General features: G+C 37.9%; 13 protein-coding genes. 12 read left to right on the top strand and 1 reads right to left on the bottom strand.

Annotated features, from left to right (window positions below):
- Window positions 1-373: 373 nt before the first annotated feature.
- From BKP57_RS10550 to BKP57_RS10500, 11 genes are all read left to right on the top strand, one after another.
- Window positions 374-1,315: a YybS family protein gene (locus BKP57_RS10550; RefSeq protein WP_050350608.1), complete on the top strand. Its 942-nt coding sequence runs from the start codon at window positions 374-376 to the stop codon at window positions 1,313-1,315.
- 106 nt (window positions 1,316-1,421) lie between these two features.
- A complete protein-coding gene (locus BKP57_RS10545; RefSeq protein WP_050350609.1) occupies window positions 1,422-3,392 on the top strand; it encodes a DHH family phosphoesterase in 1,971 nt (656 codons plus the stop codon).
- Window positions 3,389-3,835, top strand: a complete 447-nt coding sequence (gene rplI / locus BKP57_RS10540) for a 50S ribosomal protein L9 (protein ID WP_050350610.1) — start codon at window positions 3,389-3,391, stop codon at window positions 3,833-3,835. The genes BKP57_RS10545 and rplI overlap by 4 nt, the downstream gene beginning before the upstream one ends.
- Window positions 3,836-3,948: 113 nt before the next feature.
- The gene (gene dnaB / locus BKP57_RS10535; protein WP_050350611.1) at window positions 3,949-5,307 is read left to right on the top strand and encodes a replicative DNA helicase; all 1,359 of its coding nucleotides are present in this window, start codon (window positions 3,949-3,951) and stop codon (window positions 5,305-5,307) included.
- 608 nt (window positions 5,308-5,915) lie between these two features.
- Window positions 5,916-7,202, top strand: coding sequence for an adenylosuccinate synthase (locus tag BKP57_RS10530; RefSeq protein WP_050350612.1), 1,287 nt, complete (start codon window positions 5,916-5,918; stop codon window positions 7,200-7,202).
- A gap of 739 nt (window positions 7,203-7,941) precedes the next feature.
- Entirely contained in the window at window positions 7,942-8,646 is a 705-nt protein-coding gene (gene yycF, locus BKP57_RS10525; protein ID WP_050350613.1) for a response regulator YycF, read from the top strand.
- 9 nt (window positions 8,647-8,655) lie between these two features.
- The gene (gene walK, locus BKP57_RS10520; protein ID WP_050350614.1) at window positions 8,656-10,488 is read left to right on the top strand and encodes a cell wall metabolism sensor histidine kinase WalK; all 1,833 of its coding nucleotides are present in this window, start codon (window positions 8,656-8,658) and stop codon (window positions 10,486-10,488) included.
- Complete coding sequence (locus BKP57_RS10515) at window positions 10,488-11,831, top strand: YycH family regulatory protein (RefSeq protein WP_050350615.1); 1,344 nt, start codon at window positions 10,488-10,490, stop codon at window positions 11,829-11,831. The genes walK and BKP57_RS10515 overlap by 1 nt, the downstream gene beginning before the upstream one ends.
- A gap of 3 nt (window positions 11,832-11,834) precedes the next feature.
- A complete protein-coding gene (locus BKP57_RS10510; protein WP_050350616.1) occupies window positions 11,835-12,779 on the top strand; it encodes a two-component system regulatory protein YycI in 945 nt (314 codons plus the stop codon).
- Window positions 12,776-13,561, top strand: a complete 786-nt coding sequence (locus tag BKP57_RS10505; protein ID WP_050350617.1) for an MBL fold metallo-hydrolase — start codon at window positions 12,776-12,778, stop codon at window positions 13,559-13,561. The genes BKP57_RS10510 and BKP57_RS10505 overlap by 4 nt, the downstream gene beginning before the upstream one ends.
- A gap of 112 nt (window positions 13,562-13,673) precedes the next feature.
- Window positions 13,674-14,891 carry a S1C family serine protease gene (locus BKP57_RS10500; protein ID WP_050350618.1) on the top strand — a complete coding sequence of 406 codons (1,218 nt, stop codon included), beginning with the start codon at window positions 13,674-13,676 and terminating at the stop codon, window positions 14,889-14,891.
- 1,050 nt (window positions 14,892-15,941) lie between these two features.
- Here BKP57_RS10500 and BKP57_RS10495 read toward each other — a convergent pair.
- Complete coding sequence (locus BKP57_RS10495; protein WP_050350619.1) at window positions 15,942-16,316, bottom strand: DoxX family protein; 375 nt, start codon at window positions 16,314-16,316, stop codon at window positions 15,942-15,944.
- A 367-nt stretch (window positions 16,317-16,683) separates the two neighbouring features.
- Between BKP57_RS10495 and BKP57_RS10490 the strand changes: the two genes are divergently transcribed.
- Window positions 16,684-18,399, top strand: coding sequence for an ABC transporter ATP-binding protein (locus BKP57_RS10490; protein WP_072741507.1), 1,716 nt, complete (start codon window positions 16,684-16,686; stop codon window positions 18,397-18,399).
- The last annotated feature ends 153 nt before the right edge of the window (window positions 18,400-18,552 follow it).

Genomic DNA, 18,552 nt, shown 5'->3' with positions numbered 1-18,552 from the left:
AAAAGAAATAATATCTTAATAAGTAGACGTGTTTGTTACGTTCTTTACTCAATATAATGATGAATTTCTATATATATAAAGAATAGCTCCCAATAAATAAAATGATGATGTGTACAAAAAGTTACCATCCATCATTTTCTCAACCACTTCTTCGATGCCAATTCTCGTTACAATGAGGTTTGCAAAAAAGATCTAATTTTGTTACTGACCAAGGATCTTTATTAAAGTAAGCAATCTTGTTAAAGTTCCTATGATATATTTATATTATTACCCGGGAAATATTTTTTCTATGCTTTTCGACAACTATTCGGGTGGAAAACATGTTATCATATTAGAATGGAATAGTAACAACCTAAGGTAGATGAGGTGCAAAATGAATCAATCAAAAAAACAAGTAGACGGTGCTATGTTTACCGCTCTATTCATTATTATATTGTTAACGGGAATCTTTATTCCCTTTTTAACACCCATCACTATCTTTATACTACCACTTCCTTTCGTTCTGTATACAGCAAGACATGGTTGGAAGCCAGCTTTAATAATGGCCGTTGCAGCTATTCTTTTGTCGATACTGCTGGGAACGATTGTTACATTACCGTTTGCTGTTCCTGCAGTAATTGGTGGTATAATGATTGGTGAAGCAATTCATAAGAACATATCTGCTTATGAAACTTGGGCAAGAGGAACATTCGGGTATATCATTGGACTATTATTTGCTTTTGTGTTTATTCAGCTTGTTCTACAAGTAAATATAGTCGAAGAGTTTCAACAAGTGATGGACGAATCCTTAGCGAGGTCAACAAGCATTATGGAGCAGTTTGGTAATCCTGAACAAGCAGATGTGGTTAAGGAAACGATGGAGCAATTATTAGAAGGACTGACTAACTTACTTCCGTTTTATCTTTTAATAGCGTCGGTTTTCCAAGCATTAATCAGCCAATGGATTTCTTATAAAGTGATGAATCGGATAGAAAAAAGGGAATTACGCTTTCCGCCTTTTCGATCATTACGTTTTCCTTCTAGCACCTTGTTTATTTATCTTTTTGTTCTCCTTGCAGCTTTTATGATTACAGACACAGATAGTGGAACATTAACGATGGCTATTCAAAATTTACTAGTCATTGCACAAATGGTTTTGACAATTCAAGGATTTTCCTTTTTATTTTTCTATACACATTATAAAAAAATGTCAAAAGCATTTCCGATTATATTTGTCGTCATTGTATTTCTAATGCCAACATTTATGTTTATCATTCGATTTATTGGTATTCTTGATATCGGAATGAATTTAAGGGAACGGCTGGGACAGAAATAACCATATTACAGCAAAGGTGAATAAGTTCCTTAATGGCAAACCGTTATTGTGGAAGGATATATGAAGAAATATAAAAATAAGTGTTGCACAGTAGGAGCTGAATGTGATGCCCGATAAGCAGAAAAAGCCGACACTACGAAATCATGTATGGTTTATTTACGCGTTATCCATCATTTTGCTGGTGTTTATTTGGTATTTTCAATGGGTGCTGGGAACTATTATGACTGTATTATTAGCTGTGTCGTTATATTACAGCATTCGTTCGGAGCAAGCTTTGCAGGATCAGGCAGAAAAGTATATCACAACATTATCATATCGAGTTAAAAAGGTCGGCGAAGAAGCATTATTGGAAATGCCATTTGGAATTATTTTATTTAATGATGATTTTAAAATTGAATGGGCAAACCCATACATGAACCGTTTTGATGATGGCAGTTTAGTCGGCGATTCGCTGCATAAATTATCTGAGGATTTAATTCCAATGATTAAAGAAAACAAAGAAAAAATTTGGTTTGAATTACAAGGTTTTGTGTTTGAGACCGTCGTCAAAAAGGAAGAGCGTCTGCTTTATTTATTTGATCGCACGGAACAATCAGAATTACAAGCGCAATATCGTAATGAACAAACTGTACTTGGGTTTATTTTTCTTGACAATTATGAAGAAATTACCCAAAACATGGATGATACAAATAAAAGCCAGCTGAATTCGCAGGTTACTTCAGTATTAAATAAATGGTCAAAGCATCATGGACTTTATTTAAAACGAACTTCCCAGGAGCGCTTTTTGGCGGTTGGTACAAAGCAAATATTGGCAAATTTAGAGAAAGCAAAATTTGAAATTTTAGATGAAGTGCGTGCATTAAGTGGAGAACGCAACACACCTGTCACACTAAGTATTGGGATTGGCGCTGGTGACGTTGATCTTCCCACCCTTGGTGAATTAGCGCAATCCAGCCTTGACCTTGCATTAGGGCGAGGTGGCGATCAAGTAGCCATTAAGGACGAATCTGGAAAAGTTCGCTTTTATGGGGGGAAAACAAACCCAATGGAAAAGCGAACAAGAGTGAGAGCAAGAGTGATTTCCCATGCTTTAAAAGAATTAATCCGAGCAAGTGATAATGTGATAATCATGGGACATAAAGCCCCGGATATGGATTCGATAGGTGCTGCCATTGGGATCTTAAACATTGCGCTTGCAAATGATGTAGAAGGGTATATTGTTTTTGATCCAAATGATATTGATACAGGTGTATATCGTTTAGTCGATAAAATTAAGCAAGATGAGGAAATTTGGCATTATTTTGTTGAACCGGATGAGGCGCAATCCATTGTAAATAACCGTAGCTTAGTAGTTGTTGTCGATACACACCGTCCATCCATGGTTGCGAATGAAGCCCTGCTACAAAAAACGGACTATAAAGTAGTAATCGACCATCACCGTCGTGGCGAAGATTTTATTGATAACCCGACTTTAGTGTATATGGAACCATATGCTTCTTCTACCGCTGAACTGGTGACAGAGCTACTGGAGTATCAACCGAAGAAGCTAAAATTACGCATGCTGGAAGCGACGGCTTTATTAGCTGGGATTATTGTTGATACGAAAAGCTTTACATTACGGACAGGTTCAAGAACATTTGATGCTGCATCTTATTTACGAGCGAAGGGTGCAGATACTGTACTTGTCCAAGAACTGTTGAAAGAGGATATCGATGTATACGTGGAGCGAAGTAAATTAATTGAACGAGCAGAATTGTATCGTAACCAAATTGCAATAGCGAAGGCAAAGGAAGGGCAAGTGCATGGTCCTGTACTCATTGCTCAGACAGCCGACATTCTATTAACCATGAGTGGGATAGCTGCCTCTTTCGTTATTTCGGAGCGTAAGGATGGCAGGATAGGGATTAGCGCGCGTTCATTAGGAGATATCAATGTTCAAGTAATTATGGAAAAAATGAATGGTGGCGGTCATTTAACCAATGCCGCAACACAAATGGAAGATACAACGATTGACGAAGCGGAACAGTTATTAAAAGAGATTTTAGATGAATATTATGAGGGGAGCGAATCAGAATGAAAGTGATATTTCTTAAAGATGTAAAAGGAAAAGGGAAAAAAGGCGATGTGAAAAACGTTTCCGATGGTTATGCACGTAATTATTTGTTGAAAAATAACTTAGCTCAGGAAGCAACACCGGCAAATTTAAAAGCTTTAGAAGCAAAGAAGAAAAAACAGAAGCAATTAGAACAGGAAGAAAAAGAAGAAGCGATCAACTTAAAAGACAAATTGGCTGATTTAACAGTAGAATTAACTGCTAAATCAGGTGATGGTGGTCGTTTGTTTGGTTCAATTACTAGCAAACAGATTTCAGAGGCATTAGAAAAAAATCATGGCTATAAGATTGACAAACGAAAAATTGAGTTAGAGTCACCAATCAGGTCTTTAGGCTATACGAATGTACCAGTAAAACTGCACCCTGAAGTATCTGGTTCGATAAAAGTACATGTTACTGAAAAATAATCATTTTAGTTTGCAACAACATTGCCAACTTATTGAAGATCCCTTAATAAGGAAGCACAAATGCCCTCATTTGTGCTTCTCTACTGCTATCTTTACTAAAGGGGGGACTACACATGAATAACCAGATAGATCGCACCCCGCCACATAATCTTGAAGCGGAACAATCCATTATTGGAGCAATATTTATTGATCCAGAAGCATTTACTACAGCGTCTGAAATACTACTTCCAGAAGATTTCTATAAAGCCGGGCATCAACGTATTTTTTCCAGTATGATGGCACTATCTGATCGGGGTGAGCCCATAGACGTTGTAACCGTGACGGCTTATTTACACAATGCCAATCAATTAGATGAAGTAGGCGGTGTTCAATATCTATCGCAAGTAGCAGAGAGTGTGCCGACCTCAGCAAATATTGGTTATTATTGCCGTATTGTAGAAGAAAAGGCATTACTGCGGAGATTGATTCGTTCGGCTACAGATATTGTAACGTCAAGTTTCGAACGGCAGGATGAAGTAGAGGATGTATTAAACGAAGCTGAGAAAACAATACTTGATGTCTCCGGTAAAAAAAATTCCGGTGCATTTAAGAATATTAAAGATGTTTTAATTGAAGTATACGATAAGATTGAACAGTTACACCATCAAAGCGGCGATGTAACAGGAATTCCTACAGGGTTCCGCGATTTAGATCGAATTACTTCTGGGTTTCAGCGCAATGACTTAATCATTATTGCTGCACGTCCTTCTGTAGGTAAGACAGCCTTTGCATTGAATGTAGCTCAGAATGTAGCCGTAAACACAGATGAGAATGTAGCTATTTTTAGTTTAGAGATGGGAGCAGATCAGCTTGTACAACGGATGCTTTGTGCTGAAGGAAATATTGACGCACAGCGACTTCGTAACGGACAATTACAAGCAGATGACTGGAGTAAGCTGACGATGGCAATGGGTAGTTTATCCAATGCGGGAATTTATATTGATGATACGCCGGGTATCCGGGTTGCCGATATTCGCTCCAAATGTCGAAGGCTAAAGCAGGAGCATGGTTTAGGAATGATATTAATCGATTATTTACAGCTTATTCAAGGGAGCGTAAATTCCAAAGAAAACAGGCAACAAGAGGTATCAGAAATATCTCGTTCCTTAAAAGGTCTAGCAAGAGAATTAAATGTTCCATTGATTGCTTTATCACAGCTTTCTCGTGGAGTAGAATCACGGCAGGACAAGCGTCCAATGATGTCTGACTTGCGTGAATCCGGAAGTATTGAACAAGATGCGGATATTGTCGGATTTTTATATCGTGATGACTATTATGATTCGGAATCCGAAAAACAAAATATAATTGAAATTATTATATCGAAACAACGTAACGGTCCTGTAGGTACAGTCGATTTAGCATTTGTGAAAGAGTATAATAAATTCGTTGATTTGGATCATCGTTATTCAGATAGCGATATCCCTCCCGCATAGTAGAGCAGCCTTTTGTATCAAGGCTGTTTTTTATTTGTATAGAAAAACTAAGAAAACTATAAAATGAGGTGCTTATGGATAAAGAAATAACCGACTTAGTCACGTCCGGCGCAAGCGCCCAGCAACGATGCGACTTTAGAAATGCGCCCTACGATAAGGCCTCATCGAATCGTCACGAAAAGGAGGACCGACTAAAAACGGGCTTGCCGCCCAGACGTCGGCATACCCCAGTTTTAGTGGCATGATTCCTTATCTTTAGTTGATTCGTTCCATTCACTACGTTGCTAAGCGGGCGCTTGCGTCTTTGTTTTGTTCTTGGTTAATATGAACAGAATTGGGCATTCGCTTGCAGTTGGGGATACATTTATCCCACTGGAAAGTAGGTCTTACTCCCAGTTGCATGCGGGATAGAATTGTCAATAATTGATAAACTAAATGTAAAGGGCCCATTTGTTAACGAATAATAAAACTAATAAACGAATAATATAACTAAAATTTCTATTAACGTTCGTGTTTTACATTGACTGGGTCGAACATTATTGGTAAAATGAGTCTTGTAATAAAACAAAAAGCAAATAATCACAGATTAAACTCAGTGGAGGTGCGCTATGTCCTCAGTAGTAGTAGTTGGAACGCAGTGGGGCGATGAAGGTAAAGGAAAGATTACCGATTTCTTATCGCAAAATGCAGAAGTTGTTGCGCGTTATCAAGGCGGTAACAATGCTGGTCATACCATTAAATTTGATGATATTACGTATAAACTACATTTAATCCCATCTGGCATATTTTTCAAAGAAAAAACATGCGTATTAGGAAACGGGATGGTTATTGATCCAAAGGCTTTTGTAGAAGAAGTAGCCTATTTACATGAGCGAAATGTGACGACAGATAACTTACGAATAAGTAATCGTGCGCATGTCATCCTTCCTTATCATTTAAAGCTGGATATTTTACAAGAAGAAGAAAAAGGCGACAACAAGATTGGGACAACAAAAAAAGGTATTGGACCTGCTTATATGGACAAAGCTGCACGTTGCGGTATTCGCATTGCTGATTTAATGGATAAAGATATATTTCGGAAAAAGCTGGAACAGAATTTACAAGAGAAAAACCGTTTGTTTGAAAAGGTCTATGAAGTAGAGCCGATGCATGTAGAAGATATCGTAGATGAGTATTACGCTTATGGTCAACAAATGGCTCCATATGTGTGTGATACATCCGTCGTACTTAACAATGCATTGGATGATGGGCGACGTGTCTTGTTTGAAGGTGCTCAAGGCGTTATGCTTGATATTGATCAAGGAACGTACCCATTTGTAACCTCTTCTAACCCGACTGCTGGTGGAGTGACAATAGGCTCAGGAGTTGGACCGACAAAGATTAATCATGTGGTTGGTGTTTCCAAAGCTTACACAACCCGGGTTGGTGATGGACCTTTTCCAACAGAACTGCATGATGTAATAGGGGATCAAATTCGTGAAATAGGACGCGAATATGGTACAACAACAGGGCGTGCCCGTCGTGTTGGTTGGTTTGATAGTGTAGTTGTTCGTCATGCCCGCCGCGTTAGTGGGATTACCGACTTATCTTTAAACTCTATTGATGTGTTAACTGGAATCGAAACATTAAAAATTTGTGCCGCTTATCGTTATAAAGGCGAAATGATGCACGAATTTCCAGCAAGTTTAGCGGTATTAGCTGAATGTGAACCAGTCTATGAAGAAATGCCTGGCTGGACAGAAGATATTACAGGTGTGAAAAGCTTGCATGAATTACCTGCAAACGCAAGACATTATTTGGAGCGTATTTCTCAATTAACAGGAATTCCTGTTTCCATATTTTCTGTTGGTCCAGATCGTTCCCAAACAAATGTAGTACGAAGCGTATATAGCTAAAAGGCTAAACAGGTTTTTCTATATACAAGCACAGAAGTTTAAACAGCATCTTCTGTGCTTTTTTGTATGTCTTGATAAACGAATACCTTCAAGTTAGACCTCATCAAACACAGTAGATAAAGGAACGAAGATAGGAGTAATGCGTACAACAGGTCATTCAACGGGGTGTATTTGCGTTTGGAAATATATAAAAATGACCAACTGCTAAATTCCATTAAACTACGTAAGAAGATAGTGGGGACATCAAGAGAAATTCGTCGGCACGGCGATATGTCTTTCTTTTGAGAACAGAGACGTACGTTAGATAAACTAGCTTTTTCAATCTACCATGCAATGATAGTGAGATCTGCTCTGAACATAGGGGGATAAGTGGACATTTCAGCCGAAAGCCATTTATTAAATAATCAGTAGGAATTTTTTAATATTCTTCATAGATAATGCTTTTCTGACAGTTTTAACGTAGATGTTATGGTTAAAACGAAACAAATCTTAGGTAATTAGAAATAATATTGGACTGGTATAAAGAGGAAGTCTCTTGAATCCGTTCTTTTTCTAGTATAAAATTGAGGTGTTAGATAACAATGAAGTAACAATCAACAGATGCCCCCATTTAACTGCAGCAATTATTTCCGCGAAATTCATGTAATAGTTATATTATCCACCGTAGTTATAGCAACAGACATTTATTACGTAGTACGATAAGATAGATATATTGGAATAAAAGAAGGATGTGGCAAAGATGAGTCAAAAAATATTAGTAGTGGACGATGAACAGCCAATTGCAGATATATTGAAATTCAATTTGGAAAAGGAAGGATATGAAGTCGTTGTAGCTTATGATGGAGATGAAGCCATTAAGTTAGCGACAGAGGAAAACCCTGATTTAGTTTTATTAGATATTATGTTACCAAATAAAGATGGCAATGAAGTTTGCCGAGAAATACGAAAAACGCAAACGATGCCAATAATTATGCTGACGGCGAAAGATTCGGAGATTGACAAAGTACTTGGACTTGAATTGGGAGCAGACGATTATGTAACGAAGCCATTTAGCAATCGGGAATTAATTGCCCGCGTAAAAGCAAATTTGCGCAGGCAGCAGGTTGTACCTGAGGATACAACGAAGGCTACCAAGGATATTGAGATTGGCTCGTTAGTGATTCATCCGGATGCTTATGTTGTCTCTCGTAATGGTGAACAGATTGAACTAACACATCGTGAATTTGAATTGTTGCATTATCTTGCTCGCCATATGGGACAAGTTATGACACGTGAGCATTTGTTGGAAACCGTATGGGGGTATGACTACTTTGGTGATGTCCGTACAGTCGATGTTACGGTACGAAGGCTGCGCGAGAAAATTGAAGAAACTCCAAGTAACCCCATGTGGATCGTTACACGTCGTGGGGTAGGTTATTATTTGCGAAATCCTGATCAGGAGTAGGTTTATTACATGAAAAAAGTCGGTTTTTTCCGTTCTATTCAACTAAAGTTTATTATTATTTATATTTTGTTATTGCTGGTAGCTATTCAGGTTATCGGCTCCTTTTTTACGACTGAATTGGAAAAGAATTTAGTGAACAGCTTTGAAGACTCGATTGGGTCACGGGTGGAATTACTTAGCTACAATTTGGAGAAAGCATTTAATCGGGAGCGTGATGAGAATAACCCAAACGAACCAACATTGGAAGAAGAAATTCAAAGCATTGTAGCAGAAATAGATGCACAGGATATTACGAGTCTGCAAGTTGTTAATAATCAAAGTAAAGTAGTGGCAACAAATGACTACAATTCTCGTGATGAAGTTGGTAAAAAAACGACGCGAGGGATTATTCAGCGAACACTGACAACCAATTCAACAGAAGAAAATAAAAATGTAAAAGGAAATGATCGGTTTTATGTGCTTGCTCATCCTATTGTAGATGAAAGAAACAGGGATATAGTTTTAGGTGTGATTTATTTAGAAGCATCTTTAGAGCCAGTTTATGATCAATTAATGAGCATTAACGAGATCTTTTTTCAAGGATCAGTATTAGCCATTACTGTATCTGCTTTTATTGGTATCTTAGTCGCAAGAACAATTACGAAACCGATTATTGAAATGCGCCGACAAGCTCAGAAAATGGCTAGAGGTGATTTTACCCAAAAGGTTAACGTATACGGATGGGACGAAATCGGTCATCTAGCTGAAACCTTTAATGATTTAAATAGTCAATTAAAGCATTCCTACGCAACGATCGAAGAAGAACGGAGGAAGCTGAGTTCTGTTTTATCCAATATGTCGGATGGTGTTGTTGCAACAGATAGTTCTGGAGCCATTACGTTAATGAATGAGGCGGCAGGGCGATTAATTGGTCATAATCCAGATGATGTGATCGGCTTGTTTTTATTAGATGTATTACATTTAGAAGAGAAAGTCGTTGATATTTCTGAAATACACAATAGTGGTTCCATGATTATTGACTTTGGGGATGATGAAGAGGACTTCATTATCCGAGCCAATTTTTCTACTGTACTAGATGAGGAAGGAGAAATCACCGGATTTATTACGGTTATCAGTGATGTAACGGAACAGGAAAAGGTGGAAGCAGAGCGGAGAGAATTTGTATCAAATGTATCACATGAGCTTAGGACGCCGCTTACAACAATGAAAAGCTATGTCGAAGCTTTAAATGATGGAGCGTGGGAAGATAAAGAAATTGCACCTAAATTTCTGAATGTAGTGCATAATGAGACCGAGCGAATGATCCGCATGGTCAATGATTTGCTACAGCTTTCTAAGATGGATGCGAAAGAATACCCACTGCTTAAGGAACGCGTTGAATTTGTAAGTTATTATCATCAAATTATTGACCGATTTGAAATGCAAATACCAAAGGGAATTCATTTGCAGCGGGAGTTGCCAAACGGCAGCTACTACGTGTGGATGGATAAGGATAAGATGACGCAAGTACTCGACAATATTATTACCAATGCGATCAAATATTCTCCTGAAGGTGGGACCATTAGGTTAAAAGCAGAATATAGACGCCACCATCTTTTAATCAGTATTCAAGATCAGGGAATGGGTATTGCGTATGATAAATTGGAAAAGATATTTGAACGCTTTTATCGTGCAGATAAAGCACGAACAAGAAAACTTGGTGGAACAGGACTTGGGTTAGCCATTGCTAAAGAACTTGTGGAAGCACACCATGGTCAAATTTGGGCGACAAGCAAAGAAGGTAAAGGAACAGTGGTTTACTTTACGCTTCCGCTTATGAATCAGAAGCGGAGAGGTGCATAATGAAGCTAGAAACGTTTAAATCCATTATATTAGTTTTATTAATCGGTCTTAGTCTGTTACTGACATTTGGTTTATGGAATTACCAATCCGAATTTGAAGAACTAGAAGACTTGGAAAATGTCAGTGAAACTAGCGTTGGTGGCAAACAGATGGAAACAAAAAGCAATGTAATTGAACCAAGTTCTATTATTTTTCACGCTGGTGAACAGCATTTAGGTTATAAAAATCCGCAAAAAAACAAGCAATTTTTTCTAGATATGCAAACATGGATATTTACAGACTTTAGTGTAAGAGAGTCAAACCGAAACCGGGCTCCAAAAGGGTATGATGCAGAAATTATTTTTCCAGATGCACTTCCGATTCAAATTGCCGCTAATCTGTTTCATTTTCCAGATACGGAAGAAATCGAAGCAACTTGGTCCTTTGATCGAATCTATTTATATCTGGACAAGGATACAGCTACGATTTCTGTACAGTTTCCATCAATAGATGGAAGACGACAAGCGATGGCTTCCTTAAATGATTCCGTGAACTATAATAAGCTTGAGAAACTATTTGCATCTCGTGAAGGCCTTACCGAGTATATATTAGTTAACGAAGATGAAAAAGAAGAAAACAATCAGAGAATTTTCATCCCTAGTAATACAGACGGTCTACAAAAGCGTTCGCTTATTGTTAACAAAATTCCTCCAGACTTATTTGTAAGGGCGTTATTTCCTAACCTTACAAGGGTGAGCCGCTCTGATAAAGGGGATAGAGGTATTGGAGAGTTTTATTTTGCAGATAGTGAGCGGGAGATGCGAATTCAGCATCATGAAACGAAACTAGAATTTTATAATCCAAACGCGGTTGGTAATCCCTCTGGTAGTGTCAATCCGGTTGAATTAATTGATCGTAGTATTTCAAGGGTGGATTCACACGATGGCTGGTTTGGGGACTATAGCTTATATGATTTAGATGCTGCTTCTAATCGTGTAATTTATCAAATGCGTTACAATGGATATCCTGTTCATAGCCGCAATGGACTTTCTTTTATCGAAATTCAATTTGAAGGGCAAGACATTTATCAATATAACCGCTCGTTATTGAAGCTAAGTAATGAAGTAAACACCGAAGAAGTCGATGTTCCTTCAGGAGAAAAAGTAATCCAATATGTAACCAATGAGTTATCTGACACATGGAGTATTGAACAGATTCAAAATATCCAATTAGGCTATGATTTTCAATATCAGACGGATAACTCCGTCATTTTAGAACCGACTTGGTTTATACAAATTAATGGAGAATGGAAAAGACTGTTCCCAGAACAAGATACTTCTGCTTCGCAACAGAGGGGGGATTAAGAGATGCAGTGGAGTCAAATTAAAACCTTATTTATTTTATGCTTCTTAATCCTCAACATTTATTTGTTTGTCGAATTTATGGATAAACAAGATAGTGTAGAATCTTACGACCGAACAAATCCGGATGATCCCACCGTGGAAGAAAAGCTGAAGCAGGAAAATATTAAGGTTAGTGATAAGCATGTAGATGTGTCGAAGGACACGTATATAAATATTGCTCCGAAAAAATTTACGGAAGCAGATTATCAAAAAATAGCTGCATTAAAGCAACAGGAAACAGAGGTCATTAATGAAACGCTTCTTGTATCTGTCTTTAAGGAGGCGATTCCATTACCAAAAGCATCAGATGCTGCGAATATTAGCCAGCTTGTAATGAGCTACACTGCTTTTCCCGATGACTATAAGTATTATGGCTGGGATAAGGATTCAAACGTGTTGTTATTCTTTCAGAAAAAAAAGGATCGGCCCATTTATTATAATCGTTACGGCTTGATGCTTGTTTTTCTAAATGATGATAATGAGATGATATTTTATACACAAACCATGTTAGGGAAAGAACAAAAGCAGGGGGAACCTAGCACACTTTATGAACCAATCAGTGCTATCGGTACTTTATTCAACCAAAATGAATTGTACCCAGAAGATAATGTCACCTCTGTAGAATATGGATACTATACACGTATTGCGTCTGATACAGGATCATCGCAAGTATTTGCGCCAACGTACAAAATAACGGTAAATAAAGAGCGAAATTACTTTGTGAATGCAGTTGAAGGGTATGTGAGTACTGGTGATGATACGAAATTTATTTCAGATACCATAAAGAGCTATAAGAGCCTAGTGCAACAGTTGAATAATGATGTAGAGTGGAAACAGGATTTGTTAGATGTTATGAATCGATTCATCGTGGAAGACAGTATAGAGGATAATCGGAGTGACTTTGAATGACTTTACGTTTTAGTGTATTAGCTTCAGGTAGTACAGGCAATGCATTTTATATTGAAACAGAGCGGGAAAAATTACTCGTTGATGCTGGGTTAAGTGGAAAGCAGATGGACCGGTTATTTGCAGGGATTGACATTGATCCGCGGCAGCTTTCAGGTATTTTAGTAACCCATGAACATAGTGATCATATAAAAGGCTTGGGCATTCTTGCTCGTAAATATCAATTGCCCATTTATGCAAATGAAAAAACATGGAAAGCGATGGAAAAATCGATTGGAAAAATATCTATCGATCAAAAATTTTATTTCCATATGGAGGAAGTAAAGACATTTGGTGATATGGATGTTGCATCCTTTGGTGTATCGCATGACGCGGTAGCACCAATGTTTTATACATTTCACCATCAAGGCAAGAAGGTAGCGCTGGTAACCGATTTAGGCTATGTATCGGACCGAATTAAGAAAACGGTCGAAGGGGCAGATGCATATATATTTGAAGCAAATCATGATGTAGGCATGCTGCGAATGGGGAAATATCCCTGGAATGTCAAGCGGAGAATACTCGGGGATTCCGGGCATATTTCTAATGAAGATTGTGGACTTGCCTTAGCGGATATTATTGATAATAATACCCAACGCATCTATTTAGCGCATTTAAGTTTAGATAATAATATGCGTGATCTGGCGAGAATGTCTGTGGATCAAGTTTTACAAGAACGGGGAATAGCTATCGATCTGTTAGATACGTATCATGATAAACCTACGCCACTTTTCGAGGTAAGCTAGTAAATTTGGTTATTTTTGCACGCATTCGGGGAATAATAAGAGACAATCATTTGTCAATCAGGAAGAGGATAATTTCCTATTTCGTAATTGATAAATTTAAAGGGGTAGGTATATGGGATATTATGATCAGCACTATCCACCGAATCCGAAAAAGAAAAAAAGAAGCTGGCTTGTACCATTGCTGCTTGGTGCCATCCTTGGTGTTTTACTTGTAACGGTAGCACTTCCTGCACTTGTAGATACCGGGCTTCTGTCAAATTCGCAGCAACAACAGGATAATCAGCGTGGAATAGATAGTTCAGATGGGGGAAGTAGAGGACCAACAGAAGTGGTGAATGTAGATGTATCAACGCAGATCACAGAAGTTATTAATCAAGTAGCCCCTGCAGTAGTTGGAGTAATTAATATTCAGAACCAAATGGATTTTTGGCAACAACAAGAGGAATACAACCAGGCTGGTGAAGGTTCAGGTGTCATTTATAAGAAGGCAGATGGAACGGCTTTTGTAGTAACCAATCATCATGTTGTAGAAGGTGCGGATACGATTGAGGTTGTGTTAGCTGATGATACACATGTTGAAGCTGAATTAGTAGGGTCCGATCTTTTTTCTGATTTAGCCGTGTTAAAAATGGATGGATCTCAAGTGGATCAAGCTATCGAAATTGGCTCATCTGCAAATGTAAAAACAGGCGAACCTGCTATTGCGATTGGGAATCCACTCGGACTCATGTTTTCTGGATCGGTGACACAAGGAGTAATTAGTGGAACAGAACGAACCATTCCACAAGATTTTAATCAAGACGGTCGAGCCGATTGGCAAGCAGAAGTGATTCAAACCGATGCAGCCATTAACCCCGGTAATAGTGGTGGGGCGTTAATCAATATACGTGGTCAATTGATTGGGATTAACTCCATGAAAATCAATCAAACAGCAGTAGAAGGGTTAGGCTTTGCCATTCCAATTGATTCTGCTCTGCCAATTATGGAAGAACTAGAAACAGAAGGAAAAGTGACCAGGCCGTATTTAGGAGTAGAAATTTATTCATTAGATGAGGTACCTCAAACAGAGTGGGACAATACGTTAGGCCTTCCAGAAAATATTAAAGGGGGCGTCTACGTTTGGAGTGTAGAACCACTATCCCCTGCAGATCAAGCTGGTTTGAAGCGGTTGGATGTTATCACAGAATTAGATGGAAAACAAGTAATGAATATGATTGATCTTCGTAAAATTCTTTATCAGGAAAAAGAAGTCGGTGACGATATATCTGTCACATACTATCGAGGTGGTAAAAAACAAAAAACAACGATTCAATTAGGGACGCAGGAATAAAAAGCTAGGTTGCCCACATTGTGGATAACCTAGCTTTTGTTCTGTAAAGAAATCATGTTTGACTTAGTGGATAACTTTTTGCAAGTAGCTTCTTGTAGCGCGACAAGAAACTTTACCGTTATTTATTATATGCGCAAAGTTTATTTCATTATCGTTCAAGCGGGAGACTAGAAGCTTCGATATAAAAAGGGAATAATCCGACAAGCGAGCTACTCACTTTTGTTCTGAGATAAGAAACCAGCATGGCTCACCAAGAGCGCAAGCCACCATCTATGATGAAAAATTTTGCTTTATAATGTTTAGATTCTTGAAATACTACCTAAGTTATATAATGGTAAATAGCGTTTTTTTTCATACAAAAGTATAAAATTAGGTTCTTGTGGATAATGAAATAACCGAATAGTCACGTCCGGCTCCATCGCCCAGCAACTAGGCGACTTAGAAATGCGCCCTATGATAAGGCATCATCGGTTCGTGGCAAAGAGGAAGGCCGACTAAAAACGGGCTTGCCGCTCAGGCGTCGGCATACCCCTGTTTTTAGTGGCGTGATTCCTTTATCTTTAGTTGATTTGTTCCATTCGCTACGTTGTTAAACGGGCGCCCCGAGCCTTTGTTCTTAATACTGGGACTGATCACCCAACTCCACGATAAAAAATTATTTATAGATCTGCTTCATTATGTGTATCAGAAAGCTGTCAGGAGAAGATGTGATGTTGAAAATTAAATAGTTATCCACAGAAACACAGAAGTTATACACAAATTGTTAATAATTTTTTGGTTAAAAATCAATATATTGTATGTGAAAAAAAACACAAAACAAAATAGCTGCGAACACCTGTGCATATGTGGATAACTTTGTGGATGACAACAGCTTTTCAACAGGCATAACCCTATTTATACACCAGTTATCAACAGTAGGAGAGGATAACTTATACTTTGTTCACAAGTATAAAGGAAATTGTAGAGAAAGTAGTAAAACTAAACGAATTAAAGCTGTCTCCTATGTTTAGAGTTTTGCTATAGATAGCATGGTACAAATTGGTTCTAGAGTTAGTTCTCCTTCCTATCCCAGATGATTAATAATAAAATTAGCATAACAATATCTAACCGTGCCTCAAATAAAAAAGATAGTAATCCTTGGCTTAATAAAATAGGGAGCTTTGTTAAATATAATGCTACAAGCATAATTAAAATTAAAGGTGGTACAGCTAGATGAAGGTAAGACCTCCCAGCTATAAACATCCCACAAGCAATTTCGAGAATTGCAACGATAAATAGGGTTAACTCTGGAAAAGGTAAACCTAATTCAGCAAAAGACACTTTAAAATCACTTACAACGAGTTTCATAGTCCCCGATGTTAAAAAAACAAATGCAATGGAATAGCATACCCAAGAATACAGTGGTTTGGTTAATTGTTTTTTCATCGTATCCGCCTTTCTTTTCAAAATAGATTCTTTTCCTATCTTCCACACACTAACGAAGCAAATTATGTTGAGGTTTATCCCGTATATAAGGTGCTGTAAGACTCCCACTTCAGGAGTTGGATAAAAACAAAGTCTAAGTGGGAGATAACATCTAAATGCCCGATTCGTTCATCTAACAATCAGTGGGTAATGAATGAAAACCCACTGATTGAAGATTCACTTTATCCTTGTCCTAAAGAGTTAAACTGCTCATTACATAAACAGCTCCTTTATTTTCAAAGATATGCATGCAATGAGACAAACTTGCCAAGCTGTATGATTAACCGTATAATTCCTGTAGGTTGAGGAAGGGGTGTGTAAGGGAGTTATGTTACGACGTTTTTTTTCGTACTATAAGCCACATAAGCGTTTATTTATCGTCGATTTTACATCAGCAGTTATTGTCGCCACTTTAGAGCTAGCATTTCCAGTCGCGGTACAGTATTTTATCGATGATTTGTTGCCGGGAAACGATTGGGATTTAATTGTACTTGTCAGTGTGCTACTCTTGCTTGTTTATATACTTAGTACAGTATTGCAATATGTTGTCACATATTTTGGACATAAGTTAGGAATAAATATTGAAACAGATATGCGTCAGGAATTGTTTCATCATGTACAACGGCAATCATTTCGATTTTTTGATAATACAAAAACAGGTCATATTATGAGCCGAATAACCAATGATCTATTCGATATTGGTGAATTGGCACACCATGGACCGGAAGATTTCTTCATTTCCTTGATGACCTTCGTTGGAGCATTTATGATTATGTTTACTATTAATATGAAGCTCGCACTGATTATCTTATTTGCTGTACCTATACTGGTTTTTCTAATTGCTTTTAGTAATATTCAAATGAATAAAGCATGGAAGAAGATGTATGAAGACATTGCTGGTGTCAATGCTCGTATAGAAGACGCTGTATCAGGAGTACGTGTTGTCCAATCATTTACGAATGAAGCATACGAAATGAATCGGTTTACCAAAGATAATAATAGCTTTCGCAGAGCAAAGATCAGAGCTTATAAAGTGATGGCAATTGTCCATTCAAATATTTATATGCTTATGCGTGTCATTACACTACTAGTATTAGTAGTTGGTGCATGGTTGACTTATCGTGATGAGTTGTTAATTGGCGAACTTGTCAGCTTCGTTTTATTTGTTAATGTACTATTTACGCCGATTCAAAAAATTACCGCTTTATTGGAGTTATATCCAAAGGGGATGGCCGGCTTTAAACGGTTTATTGATTTATTGGATGTTGACCCAGATGTGCAAAATAAAGCCGATGCGCAGCCTGTAACTTACTTACATGGAAATATTGCCTTTCATAATGTCACTTTTACATATGAAAAAACGCAAAAGCCGGTTTTAAATGATTTAAGCTTTCACATTCAGGCTGGAGAAACAATTGCTTTCGTTGGACCTTCTGGAGCTGGAAAAACGACTATTTGTTCATTAATTCCTAGGTTTTATGATGTCAATGGCGGAAAAATTACTATCGACGGCACTGATATTCGGGATATGACAAAGGAAAGCTTGCGTCAGCAAATCGGTATTGTCCAGCAGGATGTATTTTTATTCACTGGGACGTTACGTGAAAATATTGCTTATGGCAAGCTGAATGCGACAAATGAGGAAATTGAATTAGCAGCACGTCGGGCTCATATGGAAGAATTTATTAATGACTTGCCTCATGGTTTTGAAACTCAGGTTGGTGAACGAGGCTTAAAGCTGTCGGGAGGGCAAAAGCAACGCATAGCAATCGCACGTATGTTTTTAAAAAATCCACCAATTTTAATTTTAGATGAGGCGACTTCTGCTTTGGATACTGAAACGGAGATGATCATCCAAAAGGCATTAACAGAACTTGCTAAAGATCGCACGACACTTGTCATTGCACATCGGTTAGCCACTATTAAAAATGCTGATCGAATTATGGTGGTTACGAAGGATGGAATTGAAGAGGAAGGCAGTCATGAGCAGTTACTGGATCGTGATGGTATTTTTGCTCATTTGCATCGGGTGCAAATGCGTTAGCATATTTAGTTCTTCATGAGAAAGACCTGCCTTTTATGAAGCGAAACCTAGAAGTAAATTTAAACGTAATTTTAAATCAAATGCTTTCTTATTCAGCCAGTTGAGGATAACGAAATAACCGAATAGCCACGTCCGGCGCATGAGCCCAGCAAC

Source organism: Virgibacillus sp. 6R (assembly GCF_001895305.1).
In the GTDB taxonomy this organism is placed as follows: Bacteria; Bacillota; Bacilli; order Bacillales; family Amphibacillaceae; genus Virgibacillus; species Virgibacillus pantothenticus.
This window is presented reverse-complemented; position numbering and strand designations above follow the sequence as displayed.